Here is an 18,355-nt window from a genome sequence, read left to right as displayed (position 1 = left end):
TTAGATACTCGCGGTATATCAGTGAAAATGGTTAGGATATCAGTATTCTATATACTAAATATGCCCTTATAATGAAGGATATTTGATTTATGAGAAATCCAGGGGCAAATAGCGAAAATCAAGACTATAGATGACTTATAAAAAATACCGCAAATTAGAAATTTTCCTTTCGGATGAAAATGAGTATGTGCAGTTTTGACCCCTTAGAAGACGGGGGTTTTAATCCTGCTAATCAAAGCACTGCCGGGCAAACACTGCATGGCGACCACGCTTTTGTATTTTATCAGAAGCCTGCAAATGCACGAAAGCTTCCTTTGGTGTTCTGGTATGGGGGGTACGGTTAATAAATATGGAGGGGACGTTACCCTTGTTCCTCTCCCCGCAATCGGACTTAATGGGGGATACTCTTTTTCCAATGTCAGACCTGAACAATAAGCAGGTCGCGGAACATTTATTTGAATGGCTAAAACAGAAAGAGCTGGATTAAAAAAGCAACTAAATTCTAAAATTTATATCATGAAGAACATAAAGACTTTCTATTTAATTCTTGTAATCGGGTTACTTATACCTGGCTGTATGATGGCTCAGGACAGTATTTTCCCAAAAGGCAAATTAGCCCCAAATGTTCATCATACCGGGGATGTTTGGTTGAGCCATGTGTTTGATGCAGATGAAACATTTGATTTTAATATAGCCCAGGCTGTATCTGCAGAAGGTTCCAAACTGAATTGGCATTTGCATCCCAAAGGCCAATTATTATTAATAACTCATGGTGTTGGTTTTTATCAGGAAAAAGGAAAGGAAGTTCAGGTAGCCCGTGCAGGAGATGTTATCAAATGTCTTCCCGATGTGGAACACTGGCACGGAGCGGCACCAAATAGCCCTGTTACATATATAGCAATTAGTGGAAACGCGGCTACAAAATGGACAGATACCCTTACCGCTGAGACTTATAATAGTTTTAAAGTTCCTGAGTTAGCCAGGAAAGATACAGAACAGGAGATCATTGAACTATCTAAAGAGAAATGGCAATGGATGGCCGATAAGGAGGCTGATAAACTTGCGGATTTATTCCATGATGAATCTGAATTTGTGCACATGGGCGGAAGCTGGGGAAAAGAGCGTGAAGTTGCAATAATCAGAAGTGGAGGTATCTATTATAAAAAAGCTGATATACATAAGGTCTCGGCCGATGTAATGGGCAACACGGCCATCGTTTTAAACGAGATCACCCTGCTCGCGGTAGTTGGAGGAAATGAGGTTACAAATCCATTCATTGTCACCGAAGTTTACGTAAAGGAAAACGGAAGCTGGAAATTAGCCAATTTGTCGTTTGTAAAACAACTTTCCGGCTCTCCGAAAGAATAAGAAAGGGATGATTTTGAAACCGACACTGATAATCTTTTGCCTATTGCTTTCGGTTTGCAGTAATACAAAACCTGAAAGTATACTGATCGTTTATCTATCCCGAACCAATAACACAAAAGTGGTAGCAGAGATCATTCAGAGAAATGTCGGTGGGAAACTGGTAGCTCTGGAAAAGAAAAACCCTTACCCCGAAAATTATCAGAAAATAGTAGCCCAGGTAGACCGGGAAAATGAGAAAGGATATCTGCCTCCTTTAAAAACCAATATTAAGGATCTTGAAAAGTATGATATTGTATTTATCGGATTTCCCACCTGGGATATGCAGATGCCCCCGCCGGTGAAGACCTTTCTTAAGGAAAACGACCTTCGGGGGAAAACGGTAATCCCATTTAACACTAATGCCGGCTATGGCGTAGGGCAGGGGTTTGACCAACTGAGGGAGTTATGTTCCGATAGTAAGATTCTCAAAGGCTTTTCAGTAGAAGGTGGATATGAAAAGAAAGGTGTATTTCTTGCGATCAAAGGGGAACGTGAAGCGGTGGTTGAAGATCAGGTTATCGCATGGTTAGAAGAAATCAGATTAAAATGAAAAAAATAATCACATTTCTGTACGGTATAATCGCTTATATGCTCTTTTTGATTACCTTTTTGTACGCCATAGCATTTTTTGGAAACCTTTTGGTGCCAAAACGCAATCGATACTGGAGCTGAGGTCGGGTTTTGGGATGCCCTGGGAATTAATGTAGTGTTGCTTAGCATTTTTTGCCCTGCAGAATAGTATTATGGCCAGGCCGGGATTTAAAAGATGGTGGACGAAGATAATCCCGAAATCTATAGAACGCAGTACTTATCTTTATTTACAGAGAAATAAACGGAAAAGGTTGAACCTTTCCCCGGTTTGCTTTCCACCTTAATACTTCCGCCGTTATTTTCCAGCATTCGTTTGATGATATAAAGCCCCATACCTGTGCCTTCAATATTGTGGGAAACCCTGGTGGATTTATGGAAGATAGCCTCCTGATGCTCCTCGGCAATTCCAATGCCGTTGTCCTTTACCTGTAAGACTACGTAATCATCCTGTTTAACTGTAGAAATGTTGATCTTTAATGGTTCCCCGGCCTTCTTATATTTAATTGAGTTTCGCAGCAGGTTATATAAGATACTTCTTAAATTATTTTTTGAGAAGATAATTTCTGAAGTTTGAAAATCAGCAGCTATTGAAATACTTTTATTAAAGATTTCCGACTTTAAAGAAACAATCACGTCCTGCGCGATGTTCTCAATATTTACCCTAACCGGTTCTCCATCAAGTTCAGGTTGATCTTCACTTACGGCTATAAAATCTTTTAGCAGATCTCTCATGGCATTGGAGCTGGCCTTTAGAGTAGCTATATATTTTTCGAACTGAGGTGTATTTTGTTTGTTATAAGCATTCAATAAAGTATCAGAAAGCAGTACTATAGCCGAAAGCGGTTGTCGTATATCGTGGGAAAGAGCGTCTATTAGTGTGTGATATTCAGAATTTAACTTCTCAAGTTCTCCTATGGCTCTAATTCTTTTAGTGATATCTACAAAAGTAATAATTACCCCATCGTTCCTGTTCTCCTCAAAAACTCTGTAGGGAAGAATATTCATTTGGTACCATTTCCCATCTGTTGTTTGTACTTCCTTCTCAAGAATCTCCCCGGTTTGGATCACTTCTTCAATATTTTCAATAAGAGTGGGAAAACGAAAATTTTCTTTCACGTCATGAATATCTCTGTTTATATCCTCATCTGTAAGAGAGAAATGCCTCATCGCAGGAGGGGTGAATTTCTTCAGGATAAGATTTCCATCGATGAAAAGCTGCGGAATTATTGTATTGGCGAAGTAATTCTCAAGATCCTGATTTTTCTTATATTCATTTTCTGATTTATTTTCATCAATTACTTGAGGCATGCTGGAAAATATCATTTTTTATGAATTTTTTAAAGGTAAGCATTAATTAAGGGAACATCTTACTATTGAAGCCTTATTAAATCTTAGTAAGTTCCTGCACAAGAGTCTTTTCTTCTGCCGATCAAAATCTTAGACAGGTATTTATTTTTCCTGCTTTATGGTCTTATTTTCTATAGAGGTGATTCTTTTAAGTATGGTAGAAAGGATCAAACTAAAGAGTACGAAAACAATGAAAATAATAAAACCGGGTTGTAAAGAGGTTTTGTTGGTGGAAATACTCACGAGGGAATCAGTATCTCGATTAACAAGTGCCAGCTGGTTATCAAGTATTCCCTGGAAACCTATATAAGCCATAAAGATCGCAATGACATAAACATCTGCCATACTCCATTTTCCTGATTTAAAAGCGAAGAAGTTCAGGATCCCGTTCTTTCTTGTCTTATCATTTCCGGCCAGGTAGATTTGTGTAGCCAGTAATTTTGCAACAGGAAAAATGATACTGAAGACAAGAATAAGAATCCCTACCAGGTATGAGTCTATCTTTCCGTTATTGAAGAGAATTCCTATTACGTCCAGGATGCTCTTGCTTCGAAAGAAGATTACCTGGTCATTAAATGTGATACTTTCCCCTATCAGTAGAAAATTAATCTGTTGAAAACGGGCATCTATTTCAATCATTGGTGCAGTAAGACCTGAAAACAGCACCACCATAGAAACCAGGACCGAAATAATGAAAAGTGGTGTGTGTACAGCTTTTTGATTTCTCAACAACCACCACAAGAGAAGAAACACAACAATGATTCCCAATAAAATATAGGTGTGAAAATAGGTCTCATCCTCCAGGGAATATATTTTCTCCGGAATTTTCTCATTGAATCCGGCAAGATCTTCGACCTTATATTTATCAAAAAGAGCTTTTATTTTCAGTGTTTCTACCTGGGAATCATCATAGGTGAGGTCGCTGTATTCCTGTAACTTGCTTTTAATGACATATTTCAATGCCTCTTTATTTTCCGGTTTTTGAATTTCATTGACGATGGTCTGGGCGAACATGGGGACAAGAGCCCTTATTTTATCTTCAGGAACCAGTGTCTTTACCGCAAATTTTTGAAGTTTAGCTTTAAGTCCTTTCTGTTTTTGATCCAGAATATCTGCTCCCTTGTCAATGCCCGCCGTTAGTATATTTTCAACCTGGTGAACCAGGGTATCCTCCTGGGCCTCTGTAAACTCGAATTCATCGATCCGGTTTAGAACCATTGTGGTAAGATGGTCACGCCAGATGTTAACTGACATTATTCCGTGAGTGATACTGTTTAGCTCGCTGTAATCTTTTTTAATTTCTGCTGCTTCTGAAGAGTACTTAAAAATAGAATAGCTGCTCCATCCAGCGAGTAGCATTAAAGCTCCCGCGAGAAGGATTACAAGGAATTGCTGAAAGGTCCTGGACATGGAAGTTGAAATTTATTAAAGGTAGTCTTTAGGATTGATTACGTAGCTATTGCAACTTACCTATTCCAACAAACCAAATGAGATCGAAGTCTAAGAGATTTATACAGCCTACTATTCTTTCTATCGCTTAACAGAAATACCGGAGAGAAATTTTTTGTTTTATGTTTGCTGGATTACCTCCCCAAAGGAACAATCATAAATGCAAGTGCATTTCAAATGTTCATATTGTTGGAGTGTCCACAATACAAAATAAGTTTTATAGTGTTTATGATACTTTTAAAAAGTAGGTGCCTAGGATTTTTCCTTTGTTTATATAGATTTGTAAACGACCGGACCCAAATAGGTTACAAATTTTTTATTTTTTATTCATGTCGATGGCTCAAATAACCTGCACGATTAGTTATTTATAAAGTTTCAGTCCGAACTTGCATAGATAATATTTTAGGGATTCAACCAATATGTCACTTTGAGGTTTGTTGATCTGTAACTCGTTGCAAATCTATCAGTGAAATAAGAAGAAGTTATTGAGGCCAGAAGATTTTTTGCAGGTGAATTTTTTATCAATGCGTCATTACCTGTCAAAGTAAAATATACATTTCCTATTGCCAATACATTAGTAATTAGTTAATATCAGCTTTCCCTGGCGATGCTTATTTTCTAGTATGAAATGGTCTTTATCATTTTTCCTTTTATCTCAAACAGCTGATCCCGGAATTTTATTTTCACCGGTGAAGCGGCCCCATCCCGGGATTTGATCCGGCATTGATTTCCTGAAAACTCCAGTGACAGCCATACTCCACGATAGTTGATTTCCATGCCAAGAGAAGTGATCTCTTCCGGGAAATATGGATTCAGCCGCAGCACATTATCCCGTACTTCGAGGCCGGTAAAACACCTTTGCAGAATATCTACAGTTCCGGCCATGGAACCCATATGAATGCCTTCAGGTGTGGTGCCGCCCTGCACATCTTCAAAATCGCTTACAATGGCTTCCCTAAAACAGTGCCACGCACATTCACGATCAGACCGGGCTTCAACCCAGGAACGAACAATGCGGCTGAGTGTAGAGCCGTCTGAGGTTCTGGATACATAATATTCAATATTGTCCGGGATCCTTTCGGGATTGAACTGGTATCCCATGTCTTTAAATAATTGAACTAATTCTTCTGCCGAAAACAGGTAGAAAAGCATAAGTACATCTGCCTGCTTGGAGGCTTTGTAACAGTTGACGGAATCTCCTTCCGCGTTTAGTATCCTGTCAAGTCGCTGGATGCTCTGATACTTTTCCCGGTAAGCTTCCCAGTCAAATTCAGGTAGCTGTTCATATCCTTCAAACTGAGCGATGATCCCTTCTTTGATAAAAGGGACATATAACTTCCTGCTTATTTCTTCCCATTTACTAAATTCCCGGTCATCTAACTTCAACTTTTGTTTTAATGCTTCCTGACGGGTAGTGCCAATAAGTTCAAATGCCTTCTTGGCGTGGGAGAAGAGCCAGGAAGTCATTACATTGGTGTAGGCATTGTTGTTAATGCCCGGCTCATCACTTCCAGGATAGGCTGTATGGAATTCATCGGGACCAACCACATTTCTGATCTCATACCGCTGCCTGAATTCGCTCCAGGTAGTGATACTGGCAAAGAAATGTGCTATTTCCAGAAGCATTTCAGCTCCGTAGAACTTCATGAAATTCCTGTCTGCTGTTACCTCATAGTATTGCCAGATGTTATAGGCTATAGCAAGATTCACATGGCGTTGCAAATAAGTGTGGTCTGGCAACCATTTTCCTGACTTCGGGTTCAAATGTATTACCTGGCTTTCCTCGCGGCCACTACTTCCGCTTTGCCATGGAAACATAGCACCCTTCAGTCCTTCTTTTTCAGCCAGTTTCTTTGCTGCACCCAGTCGATAATACCGGTAAAGTAGTAATGAATGGGTGAGATCGGGAAGCCGGTAATTCAACAATGGGAATATGAATAATTCATCCCAGAAAATATGACCTCGGTAGGCCTCCCCGTGCCAGCCACGGGCAGGTATACCCACATCCCGGCCAATTGTATGCATGGAGCTGGTTTGTAAAAGGTGGAAAATGTGAAGCCGAAGTAAAAGTTGTGAGTTCCCAGGAGATTTAAGGGTGATATCGAATTGCTTCCATAATCTGCTCCAGGCTTCGGAATGCCTGGCTTTTAATGCAGAGAAATCAAGCTCATTCCTAAGCGTCTCCAGGGAGCTATTGAGAGGCTCGTTTATCGCCCGGTCTTTGGATGAGGAAACGGAAATAATTTTTTCGATCGTCACTGTTTTTCCCTGTGAAGCCTGAAAAGAAAACCGTTCAGAGATTTTCCCCTCTTCCTCTAAGATTTCCCGATTTGTTCGAAGCTTCTTATTTCCGGAATATACATGACACCGGGCTGCCTGGGCCATATATATTCTGGACTGATTGGTTTGAACAAGAAGATAAATGATATCATTTGTTTTGCCCTGTTCAATTATTTTCAGGTGTTTGCTGCTCAGAGCTTTGTATCGTTTTACACCTTCATTTTTTACAGAGCCGTCCAGTGCAGAACGCATCATGACCGGCCCAGACCAGTTCACCGGCGTAAATTCCCACTTAATGCAAGCCAGGTGAGGGTTGGCCATACTTACCAGTCTTGTGCTGGTTATCTTTGTTTCCCTGTGTTTTTTATCCTTGAAGTGCATCTCTCTCCTAAGGATACCTTCTGAAAAGTCCAGTTCCTGGCGATAGTCCAGCACCTGCTTTTCTTCCAAACGAAACCAGTTTTTATCACCATCTAATCTGAAGCTCAGCTGCAACCAGTTGGGCCAGTTAACGAGGTCTTCATTTTCCAGGGTCTTTCCGGCCACTTCAGATTTAAGTCGGTTATAACTCCCCGCCAGGTAAGTGCCGGGGTAATGTACATCATCTGCTTCTGCTTCTTCTGCCGCACCCCTCGTGGCAAAGTAGCCATTGCCAAGGGTACAGAGAGCCTCACGGAGCCCTTCCTGCTCTTTATTCAAACCGGAATATTTTAATTTCCAGCCAGACATTGCTTTAATGCTTTTGTTTGACCTACTGGAATATCAAGGCTTCGAGCCTTCTGATAACTTCTGATGGCTCTAAAACAAGATTTGGCATCAAGGTATTCCGGCTTAAATGTGGTAGTGACAAATTCCTGGCAGGTTTCTTTCGGGACCTTCCAAAACCCGGCATGGACTTGGACTGTTTTGATCAGTACTCCATGCAGGCCCAGGAGATGCTTCTTTATTCTTTTTTTCATATTCAGTGATTTATGCTCCTGAATAAGCGAATGCTAAGTTCAGGTTACCGCTCTTTTTCTATAAGTATGGCGGATGATTACTCTACCTGTTTGCTTTGGAGGAGCTTTTCTTGAATTAATTCCGTTCAACCTGTTTAAGAAACTAAATTTCCAGTGATCAACATTATTTATTTTTATTGTTCTCCTCATTGCACGCATTCGTTTTTCCTGTTCAGCTTCATCCTGTTCCACGGCTTCTTTAATAGCCTGTGCCATTGCGTTTTCGTCAAAGGGGTTGACTTTTATTGCAGCATTTAACTCATATGCTGCTCCTGCAAATTTACTCAGGATCAACACACCTTTACCTTTTCCTTTAGTGGCCACATATTCTTTAGCAACGAGGTTCATGCCGTCTCTAAGCGGTGTAACCAGGGCAATGTCTGCAGCTTTGTATAAACCGACCAATTCGTTAAAAGGTAGGGAGCGATAAAAATAATGAATAGGTATATTTCCAAAATGACTGAACCGGCCATTGATCCGCCCAAGTTCACCCTCCAAATGGTTTTTCAGTTCCCGGTAATTACCAACATTTGTGCGGGAAGGGACCACAAGCATCACCAATTTAACGTTTCCAACATATTTCGGGTTTTGTTCCAGGAAACGCTCAAAAGCATAGAGACGATGGAGAATTCCTTTGGTATAATCCAGTCTGTCAACAGAAAGAATAATCTTCTGGTCTTTAAATCTCATCCTGTATTTCCTTTCTATTGCCTTGATCTCAGGACTTTTACTTGTTTTGTTGAATTTGTCAAAATTGATACTCATAGGAAATACACCCGTATTCCGGGGAGTGGAAATATTATCACCCGATTTCCTTATTTTCTCCTGGCATTCATGAAAGTATTTTCTATAAGCTTCAGTATGGAAACCTATAAGGTCTGCAGATGAAATGCCATCCAATATCTGGCTGGCCCAGGGCAGCATCCGGAATATTTCGTAGGAGGGGAAGGGGATATGCAGGAAGAAACCAACCTTCAGGGAAGGCTTTTTCTTTTTTAGCAATGCCGGCAGCAACATTAAATGATAATCATGTACCCATACGGTATCGTTATCTTCTGCAATTTTCAGGACCTCCATACAAAACTGGTCATTCACTTTCTGGTAGCTTTCCCATTCAACATCATCAAAATGAGTGTAACAGGGGAAGTAATGAAAGAGGGGCCATATTGTGCAATTACTAAAGCCTTCATAATAGTTCTTTTTGTCTTTTTCTGAAAGGAAAACAGGATGAAGGTGGAGTTGTTCCAATTGTTTGTTAAGCTCATCTTTTACTGGCTGCTCGCGATTGGAGATCCCGGGCCAACCTATCCAGCATTCCTCTGAATCTGAACCTGAAGAACTTTTTAATCCTGTGCTTAAGCCTCCTTCAGTGGGTACGAGATGGAAACTGTTTCCCCTGGGAATTGCTTTTACCGGAAGCCTGTTTGAGACGATGATTAACTTATTCATTATTATTTATCTTTTTTGTTGATGTAGAAATTTTTTATTTACTATTCCCGGTTCTTCAAGAGGAATGAATGCCGGAATCCTCTTTTTATAATCTGGGAACCGGTATCCAAATCTTTCAGACAGCTTCCTTTCCGCATTAAAGGGCAATAATAAGTAATCATCAAAGTAAGCTTCTATAGGATTACTATAGGGGGAACTGAAGAAGCAGGCATATAGAAACAAACCTTTATTCTTTGATCTTACTTTTAACGCTGACCTTTATAGTTGAAACTATTCATTTTTATTCTCATTATCCATGTTGTTCATATCATCATTATTTTTCATCATACCATTTTGCATATCCATGCCCTCCATTTTTTTCATAGAAGACTGCATGCAATCTGAACTCATCATGCCTTTCTGATGCATCATTTTCATCATGTTTCTCATCATACCTCTGTGACCAGCCATCATATTCATTATGTTGATCTGAGCAGAAGTGTCTGATTGCATCATATTCTGCATCATTTCATCTCGCATTTCAGGGTTTTCCTGCATCATATTCCTCATCATTTTGCGGTTGCCCATCATCATACGCATCATTTCCGTGTTTTCCGACATCATCATTTTGCCATGCTCACTATTCATCATGGCCTGGTTCATTTCCATCATCAGGTCATGATCTTCAGCAATGGCTTCCATGATCTCCTGACGCTGCTCCTCATTTTCGAGCACCTCTTCAGTGCTGATTTGCTCGTTACAACCTGAAAAGAGTAAGGCGGCTGTTACTGAGAGCATTACGATTGTCTTTTTCATTATTATTGATTTTAGAGTTAATATTTACTGGGTTCAACTTTCGGCAATGTTTTTTAGACAACAAGTAATATCCAGTCGTTTTAATTTGAACTATCGCTATCAGGATCTGTGATGCTGTAACCGGTTTTACCCTGCTTTTGCAGATCAATCAATCAGCTTTTACTCTATGTATTATCCAAACCTCAGGCATCTGCCTAACAAGACAGGTGTGCCTGGTTTTTCGGCCTTAAAGGCTGGTCATGTCTCTTTTTTTACTTTGTCTTATTCTTACTTTTATTATTGCTTATTTAAATAATTGATTCTTTTCCTGAACTGATGATGCGCCTGTAGATTTTGGGCTTATCTGGTTGTTGTTTATCATCAGGTAGATGGAGGGCCGGTTCAAACCTGGAAGCATACGGATATGCTTCCAGGTTGAAGAAATCTTTGCTGGGCACCATATAAGAAACCTGTGCTTTGTTATGCTCTTTTTCAGGTATACATTGCCTGTAATTCATCTTAGTGCAATGATCAGAGCAGAATTTTATAAAAATTGTTTTGGGAAAAAAGGATCCATCACAGTGCGGGCAAGTTTTCTCTATTCCATTATTACTACTCATTTTTCCTGAAGTCGTTAGCTGTTGCCTGGTATAGCTGCCTGATGCATGCTATCCGATAAAATCTGTTGCCCTGAAGAGAAGGCAACAATAATGGACAACTACTGTGCTTTAAAGATAGCCAAAAAATAGGAGTTAGGCATACATATGAGAAGTGGTTTTTATCTTACATCCGGTAATAACACGAATAAAGAGAAAAGCAAAAAAACAATTACTTTCCAATACAGAAATTCGCAAAGATATTCCCTAATAGATCATCGTTTGTGATTTCTCCGGTGATCTCACCAAAATGATGCAGCGCCTGGCGTATATCAATTGCCAGCAGATCTCCCGAAAGATCGGCATTCAAACCATCTTCTACCTTGTTGATCTCTTCCAGGGCTTTTAGAAGCGCCGCATAATGCCTTGAGTTGGTAACGATAGTATCACTGTTACGCAAAGCTCCGGTATTCACATATTCCAGAAGCTTTTGTTTTAATTCTTCTACTCCGGCGCCCGTCCTGGCAGAAAGTAACTGTAAAGAGGTATGTGATATGTTACCAAGATCAGACTTAAGGTCTTCTATTTCTTTCTCTGAAAGCTGGTCGATTTTATTTGCAATGATTATCAGTGGTTTTTGTGGAAATTTATTCTTGATCTTTTCAACCTCAATAAGAACTTCCTTCAGTCGTTGCGCATCATTTTCTATTCTGGAACTGTCTACCAGATATGCAACCACCTGCGCCTGACTTATCTTTTCAAAGGTCTTTTTGATCCCGATGCTTTCCACAACATCCTTGGTTTCCCTGATTCCGGCAGTATCAATAAATCTGAAACCTATTCCGCCGATACTCATTTCGTCTTCAATGGTATCCCGGGTAGTTCCTGCAATTTCCGAAACAATGGCGCGTTCCTCATTTAGGAGTGCATTGAGCAAAGTGGATTTTCCAACATTTGGTTCCCCGACAATGGCGACGGGAATTCCGTTTTTCAAAACATTTCCTGTGGCAAAGGAGTCTATAAGTCGTTTTAGTACTTTTTGAATTCTCGATACCAGATCTCTGAACTGATCCCTGTTTGCAAACTCCACATCTTCTTCGGCAAAGTCCAGTTCAAGCTCTATAAGTGAAGCAAAGTTCAGCAGTTCTTCTCTGAGCCTTTGAATTTCTTGTGAGAATCCCCCGCGCATCTGCTGCATCGCCATCTGGTGGGAAGCGGCATTTTCAGAATTAATAAGATCGGCAACGGCTTCGGCCTGGCTAAGATCCATTTTAGCATTCAGGAAAGCACGAAGCGTAAATTCACCGGCTTCCGCAGCCCGGCAACCTTTCCGTATCAATAACTGAATGATCTCCTGCTGGATGTATGGGCTTCCATGGCAGGATATCTCCACGGTTTCTTCCCCGGTATATGATTTTGGAGCCCTAAATACTGATACCAGCACTTCATCCAGCGTTCTTTCTCCATCTACAATGTTTCCAAGATGAAGGGTATGGCTAGGTTGTTTGGCAAGATCCTTTCGGTTTTTTGCTTTAAAAAGTGGCGACACAATATTCAATGCATCGGGTCCGGATACCCTTATAATAGCAATGGCTCCGGCACCCGATGGTGTTGCAAGCGCGACAATGGTATCATTCATTTTCATGCCTGCAAAGATAATAATTAAGAAAGGCCTTTACTAATACTGTTTATTTTCTATAATCTAATGCTGGTTCCCGATCACCGATTAGCGGCTCATAGATAAAATCATCACCCCTGCGATTATTGAACTCAAGTTTTACCTCTTCAATTAATTCCGGAGATTTAAAGAGGTCTATTGCACTTACCGCAAGTGTTTTGGCAGCCAGAAGCATTCCTTTTTCTCCTATGCTCATTCCTCCTGAAGCTACCGCCTGCCAGCTATGTGCCGGTGTTCCGGGAACCCATGTTGCAGTTCTTAAGCCCCCTGTGGGTACGGCAAAACTCACATCTCCAACATCAGTAGATCCAAAACCGGAAGATGGGATCTCTTCTGAAAAAGGTTCTATTTCTTCAGCATCACTATATTTTACTGATTTTAAATCCAAGGTGGGAGCTATGGCTTCTGCAAATTCTTTTTCTTTTGCTGTGTATTCAAAACCTCCTATTTCAGTCATGTTCTCATGGATTAGTTTTTGGAGAGTAAGGTTTGGCAATAATTCATGCGTTCCTCCAATAATTTCATATTTCATAGTGGTCCCGGTTCCAATAGCAGCTCCTTCAGCAGCTTTAACCATTCGGTCAAAGATCTTTTTTACTTCTTCCCTGTTGGGATGGCGGGAATAGTAATATACTTCTGCATAGTCTGGAATTACGTTAGGAGCTTTTCCTCCACTGGTAATCACATAATGTATACGTGAAGTCGCAGGAACATGCTCTCTCATCATATTAACCATATAATTCATGGCTTCTACAGCGTCTAAAGCAGATCTTCCCTGTTCGGGCGCACTCGCGGCATGAGCAGATTTCCCATAAAATCTGAATTTAGCCGATTTATTGGCCAGGGCTATTCCTGGATTTGCCGCATTTTTTGAAGAGGGGTGCCAGTTTAAAACAACATCCACATCATCAAATAATCCGGCCCTTACCATATATACCTTGCCAGACCCACCTTCTTCGGCGGGACAACCATAGAAACGAATTATTCCTTCCTGATTATTTTTTTCCAACCACTTTTTTACTTCAATAGCTGCGGCGGTAGAGGCAGTCCCGAATAAATGATGACCGCAGGCATGTCCTGCTTCCCCGTTTCCGGGAGCCTTTTCCGGAACCGCTTTTTGAGAAAGTCCGGGAAGGGCATCATATTCTCCAAGAATTGCAATTACCGGCCCTTTGTTACCATATTCTGCAATAAATGCCGTGGGTATGCCTGCAACTCCCTTTTCTATTTTAAAGCCTTCATCCTCTAAGGTTTTTTGAAGAAGGGCAGAGCTTTTTTCCTCCTGATAACCCATTTCGGCATATTCCCAGATGGTATGTGCTATTTCGCTATATTTTTCTTTTTGTGATTCTAAATTTGAAACCGCTTCTGACTGGGCAAACAGACTTGCCTGAAACATAAGGAATAGTAAAAATAATTTTTTCATAAATAGGGTATTTAAAAATCAATTTAAAAGTTATTAGTTTTCTTATTTGGGAAAAACGAATTCAATTTACATTGAAAATCTGTAACAAAGCACCTTCCTTAGCGTCTTTTATATAGATGCTTTTCATTAAAGCCTCATCTTAACCATCAAACAATCATTATGAGAGAAGACAACCAAATGTTAGTTATGACCCACCTGAGTCAGTTACTTGACCTGGTGACTGGTATAGGGGGATTTATAGTTCCGCTAATCTTATGGCTGACTCAAAAAGATAAAGTAGCAGGAATGGATATGCATGGAAAGATGATCCTCAATTTTCAGATAAGTCTTTTTATTTATTCCATCATCAGTATTCCTCTGATCATTTTATTTGGACTTGGAATATTGATGCTGATCATTATAGGACTTATAGCGCTGATCGTACCGATAATGAATGCGATAAAAGTGAGCAATGGAGAGATGCCTTATTATCCCTTAACGATTGAATTCTTAAAATAGAAATTTACCAGTGGTTTTTTTAAATAGTTAGAAGTAAAAAGCCCGTTCAGATTAATGAACGGGCTTTTTTATTTTTGAAAAAATGTATTTTTCTATTGCTTACTGAGACTGCGAACAGCAAACTAATTATTTAGCATTACCGGCATTACAAGCATGGTGATCTTTTCACCTTCATCCAATCCATCAACCGGTGTAAGAATTCCGGCTCTATTGGGCAAACTCATTTCCAGCATTACATCATCTGAAGTGAGGTTCCCAAGCATTTCAGTAAGGAATCTTGAATTGAAACCTATCTGCATATCATCACCCTGATAAGAACAGGTTAAACGCTCCTCAGCTTTATTGCTGTAGTCCACATCTTCCGCTGAAATATTAAGTTCAGCGCCAGCAATTTTAAGTCTTACCTGGTGAGTGGTTTTGTTAGAGAAAATAGAAACCCTTCTGACCGAGCTTAAGAACTGATTTCTTTCTATAGTAAGTTTATTTGGATTCTCTTTAGGGATCACCGCTTCATAATTCGGATACTTTCCGTCGATGAGTCTGCAAATAAGTTCGGTATCATCAAAAGTGAATTTAGCATTTGAATCGTTGTATTCTATCTTTACTTCAGATTCACTGCCAGCAAGGATACCTTTAAGAAGATTCAAAGGCTTTTTAGGCATGATGAATTCAGCCGCCTGTTTGGCATGGATATCTTCTCTTGAATATTTTACCAGTTTATGAGCATCTGTAGCGACAAAAGTTAGCCCGTCTTCTTTGAACTGGAAGAAAACACCGCTCATGACCGGCCTAAGATCATCGTTGCCTGATGCGAAAATAGTTTTTGAAATTGCAGTTGCCAGCACATCAGCCTCTACTACAGTACTACTGGGGTCTTCCAGCTCTACCGGATTTGGAAACTCTTCACCATCGGCATAAGCAAGTGCATACTTACCATGATTGGAACTTAATTCTATAGTGTTGTTATCTTCCACCACGAAGGTAAGCGGCTGCTCAGGGAAAGTCTTTAACGTATCTAATAATAGTTTAGCAGGCACAGCGATCTTTCCTTCAGAATCTGACTCCACCTGAAGCTTTGCAGACATAGTAGTTTCAAGGTCTGAAGCTGATACGGTTAGCTCGTCGTTTTTAAGATCAAAAAGAAAGTTGTCCAGAATAGGTAAGGTGTTTGAACTGTTGATTACCCCTCCAAGTATTTGTAGCTGTTTCAGCAGATAATTGCTGGATACAATAAATTTCATCGGCTTTTGTTGATTTATTTTGAATCAATTACAAATATATTTTAATAAGTCAAAAATCAGGGGCTGTTTGGGGAGTTTTTATTAACAGGCTTATAGAGCTTAAAAGAGGTATTTAGCTGTAAATCAAACTACTGAAAAACATTAATCAATCAAAATTGTTAATATGTACCTGTTAAAACAACAGGCTGGCTTTTTCCCGGTCTTTTACTTTACATATTTATGTTTTCGGTAATACCTGAAGCCAAGACCGAAAATGAACAGAACCAGTAAAGGTCCTAGAAGATTTATAATCTGCCATTTTTCCCTCTGGGCTGCGACTTTTTCCTTATCCAGAAAGGAAAGGCTTATATCCTTGGAGCGTATATTGATAAGGCCCGTATCATCCAGTAGATAATTCACCGCGTTAAGAAGAAATTCTTTATTTCCATAAGTGTTGCCGGTATACCTCTGAAAACCCAGTTCCAGTGGTTGGCCTCCCTGAAGGTCATTTTTTATAACATCACCATCCGAGACCACCAGCATTTTTGTTGGGACGCTTTCTTCAATGGAATTCTCCAGTTCAAAAGGCTTAATACGGTTCTTATAGACTGATTTGAAATTACCTTCAAGAAGAACTGCCAGTGGTTGTTCCCCGGCATTATACGTTTCCAGATCTGGTTTTTGATTCACCATATCCAGACTTATTTCTGCCGGAACGCCTTCCAGTTTACTCCGTGGTGAACTGGTTAGCAGGATTGTTTTATTAACATTATTTGCCAGAGTATCTATAGGGTTGGCATATTCAAATTTTACCGCCTCAATATTATTGATGACAGGATGATCATTTGGCGAACTGGTAAGCGGACTGTAGAACCAGGGGAAAGGATTGAATCTTGTGTTATTCCCCGAACCGCTGGCAAGAATGATAGGTGCCGAATAAAGATCGTTTACAATTGCCGGGTTTATCCTTAGGCCGTATGAAAAGAAATAATCTCCCAGGTTGAGGTTTCTGGGAATCGCGATGGCTGAACCTCTTTCGTTAAAAAGACTGTCGGTTTCCATATTTGTCACTTCAGCGAGCCAAAGCATTTTTCCTCCATTCATAAGGTACTGGTCAAGTACATATTTTTCCTTCTCGTTAAAAGCCTGGGTAGGTTTTGGATCGATTACCAGATCGTATTTATTAAGGTCTTCCAGGGTTTTCTGAGGGTTAGCTACAACAGAATCAAGCGTAAAAGGCGCCATAAAATAGTATTCCTGGATGGTTTTGATAAAATCGGCTATCCTGGCGTCGGGCAATTCTCCGTTCCCGCGCATTACCGCGATCTTCTTCTCCCTGGGATAAATGAGTTTACTTAAACCATTGGCCAATGCATATTCCAGTTGCTGTACAGATGAGGTTACCCGTTCTTCATCTGTAGCTCCTATCTGGTTTTTAAGGAGTGGGATCTTTACTGTTTTGTTGCCATGGTTAGCAATGGCCCAGGGAAAAATGATGCTTTCACTATTTCTTCCATTCTCCTGAACATTCAGTCGTGCAGGGGTCATTCCCATTTTATAGAACTCCTCGGCTATGGCATTGGCATCGTCATCTTCGGCCAGCGGATCTATAAAATTGAATTTTATATTCCTGTTATAGGCCGAAAACTCCTCCAGCATTTGCCTAGTCTCATTTCGTAATCTTCTGAATTCCGAAGGAAAATTACCTTCCAGAAAAACATCAAAAACCACGGGCTGTTCAACATCTGAAACTATCTCCTTTGCAGCGGGAGAAAGGCTGTACCGTTTGTCCTGAGTAAGGTCAAACCGCATGAAGAATTCAGAAGCCAGGAAATTCACGACTACCAGAATAACAAGTAGAATAAGCAAAGATCTTATTTTGTTAAGTATCTGCACTATCTCCGGTTTTTTGTGGCTGAAAGGTTGATTTCTGTTAGCTTAAGGAACAGTAAGATCAAACTGAAAAAATAGATCAGATCCCTGGTGTCTATCACCCCCCGGCTAATGCTTTGATAATGGAAACTGATCCCGAATGACTCCAGGAAATAACTTGAAATTCCAAAGATCCCGGTTTCGCTAATCCCTTCAAAGGCAAAATAGCAAAGGAAACAAAGAAATACGCCTAACAGGAAAGAGATGATTTGATTGGATGATAAACTTGAAGCAAACACTCCAATTGAGGCATAACAGCCTCCAAGAAAAAGCAGTCCGAGGTAGGATCCTAAGGTAGCTCCCATATCAAAGTTTCCAGCAGGTCTGCCCAGTTCGCTTATGGTTAGCACATATAAAAGAGTAGGAGCAATGGCCAGGATAATGAGGAGTAACACACCTAGATATTTCCCAATTATGAGTTTTTTAAGGCTTACAGGTTTTGTTAGCAGGATTTCCAGTGTGCCCATACGTTTTTCGTCAGCAAAAGTCCTCATGCTTATAGCCGGAATCAAAAAAATAAAAATCCACGGCGCAATATTAAAGAAGCCTTTAAGATCGGCGAAACCACTATCCAGGATATTATAGCTGCCATTGAAAACAAAAAGAAAAAGTCCGCAGGCAATAAGAAAAAGTCCAATCACCAGATATCCGGTAAGAGAGGAAAAAAAGGATTGTATTTCTTTATTCAGTATCGCGAACATACCTTCAAT

16 protein-coding genes are annotated in these 18,355 nt (G+C 40.2%); 4 read left to right on the top strand and 12 right to left on the bottom strand.

Features of this window, described 5'->3' with window-relative positions:
* Positions 1–173: 173 nt before the first annotated feature.
* From LU635_RS01815 to LU635_RS01805, 3 genes are all read left to right on the top strand, one after another.
* Positions 174–344 (top strand): hypothetical protein, encoded by a 171-nt coding sequence (locus LU635_RS01815; protein ID WP_240095587.1) that lies wholly within the window; start codon positions 174–176, stop codon positions 342–344.
* Positions 345–516: 172 nt separating this feature from the next.
* Entirely contained in the window at positions 517–1,368 is an 852-nt protein-coding gene (locus tag LU635_RS01810; RefSeq protein ID WP_240095585.1) for a DUF4440 domain-containing protein, read from the top strand.
* Between the two features lie 7 nt (positions 1,369–1,375).
* The gene (locus LU635_RS01805; protein ID WP_240095583.1) at positions 1,376–1,957 is read left to right on the top strand and encodes a flavodoxin family protein; all 582 of its coding nucleotides are present in this window, start codon (positions 1,376–1,378) and stop codon (positions 1,955–1,957) included.
* A gap of 242 nt (positions 1,958–2,199) precedes the next feature.
* Here the strand turns inward: LU635_RS01805 and LU635_RS01800 are convergent, their stop codons facing one another.
* From LU635_RS01800 to LU635_RS01760, 9 genes are all read right to left on the bottom strand, one after another.
* On the bottom strand, positions 2,200–3,306 hold the full coding sequence (locus tag LU635_RS01800) for a sensor histidine kinase (RefSeq protein ID WP_240095581.1): 1,107 nt from the start codon (positions 3,304–3,306) through the stop codon (positions 2,200–2,202).
* 141 nt (positions 3,307–3,447) lie between these two features.
* A complete protein-coding gene (locus tag LU635_RS01795) occupies positions 3,448–4,755 on the bottom strand; it encodes a paraquat-inducible protein A (protein WP_240095578.1) in 1,308 nt (435 codons plus the stop codon).
* A gap of 657 nt (positions 4,756–5,412) precedes the next feature.
* Positions 5,413–7,803, bottom strand: a complete 2,391-nt coding sequence (locus tag LU635_RS01790) for a glycoside hydrolase family 65 protein (protein ID WP_240095576.1) — start codon at positions 7,801–7,803, stop codon at positions 5,413–5,415.
* Positions 7,785–8,033: a hypothetical protein gene (locus tag LU635_RS01785; RefSeq protein ID WP_240095574.1), complete on the bottom strand. Its 249-nt coding sequence runs from the start codon at positions 8,031–8,033 to the stop codon at positions 7,785–7,787. Before LU635_RS01785 ends, LU635_RS01790 begins: the two co-directional genes overlap by 19 nt.
* Before the next feature lie 39 nt (positions 8,034–8,072).
* Positions 8,073–9,521 (bottom strand): bifunctional alpha,alpha-trehalose-phosphate synthase (UDP-forming)/trehalose-phosphatase, encoded by a 1,449-nt coding sequence (locus tag LU635_RS01780; protein ID WP_240095572.1) that lies wholly within the window; start codon positions 9,519–9,521, stop codon positions 8,073–8,075.
* A gap of 270 nt (positions 9,522–9,791) precedes the next feature.
* Positions 9,792–10,316 carry a DUF4175 domain-containing protein gene (locus LU635_RS01775; protein WP_240095570.1) on the bottom strand — a complete coding sequence of 175 codons (525 nt, stop codon included), beginning with the start codon at positions 10,314–10,316 and terminating at the stop codon, positions 9,792–9,794.
* A 287-nt stretch (positions 10,317–10,603) separates the two neighbouring features.
* A complete protein-coding gene (locus LU635_RS01770) occupies positions 10,604–10,813 on the bottom strand; it encodes a hypothetical protein (protein WP_240095568.1) in 210 nt (69 codons plus the stop codon).
* Positions 10,814–11,123: 310 nt separating this feature from the next.
* Positions 11,124–12,536: a tRNA uridine-5-carboxymethylaminomethyl(34) synthesis GTPase MnmE gene (mnmE, locus tag LU635_RS01765; RefSeq protein ID WP_240095566.1), complete on the bottom strand. Its 1,413-nt coding sequence runs from the start codon at positions 12,534–12,536 to the stop codon at positions 11,124–11,126.
* A gap of 43 nt (positions 12,537–12,579) precedes the next feature.
* A complete protein-coding gene (locus LU635_RS01760; protein ID WP_240095563.1) occupies positions 12,580–13,995 on the bottom strand; it encodes an amidohydrolase in 1,416 nt (471 codons plus the stop codon).
* Positions 13,996–14,154: 159 nt separating this feature from the next.
* Between LU635_RS01760 and LU635_RS01755 the strand changes: the two genes are divergently transcribed.
* On the top strand, positions 14,155–14,493 hold the full coding sequence (locus LU635_RS01755) for a DUF4870 domain-containing protein (RefSeq protein ID WP_240095561.1): 339 nt from the start codon (positions 14,155–14,157) through the stop codon (positions 14,491–14,493).
* Positions 14,494–14,615: 122 nt separating this feature from the next.
* Here the strand turns inward: LU635_RS01755 and dnaN are convergent, their stop codons facing one another.
* The 3 genes from dnaN to gldF form a co-directional block, all read right to left on the bottom strand.
* On the bottom strand, positions 14,616–15,734 hold the full coding sequence (gene dnaN, locus LU635_RS01750) for a DNA polymerase III subunit beta (RefSeq protein ID WP_240095559.1): 1,119 nt from the start codon (positions 15,732–15,734) through the stop codon (positions 14,616–14,618).
* A 204-nt stretch (positions 15,735–15,938) separates the two neighbouring features.
* A complete protein-coding gene (gene gldG, locus LU635_RS01745) occupies positions 15,939–17,609 on the bottom strand; it encodes a gliding motility-associated ABC transporter substrate-binding protein GldG (protein ID WP_240095557.1) in 1,671 nt (556 codons plus the stop codon).
* On the bottom strand, positions 17,609–18,346 hold the full coding sequence (gldF, locus tag LU635_RS01740; RefSeq protein WP_240095555.1) for a gliding motility-associated ABC transporter permease subunit GldF: 738 nt from the start codon (positions 18,344–18,346) through the stop codon (positions 17,609–17,611). The genes gldG and gldF overlap by 1 nt, the downstream gene beginning before the upstream one ends.
* Positions 18,347–18,355: the final 9 nt, after the last annotated feature.

It is taken from the genome of Christiangramia crocea, assembly GCF_022410465.1.
In the GTDB taxonomy this organism is placed as follows: domain Bacteria; phylum Bacteroidota; class Bacteroidia; order Flavobacteriales; family Flavobacteriaceae; genus Christiangramia; species Christiangramia crocea.
The sequence above is the reverse complement of the archived record's forward strand: the minus strand, read 5'-3'. Positions and strand labels throughout refer to the sequence as shown.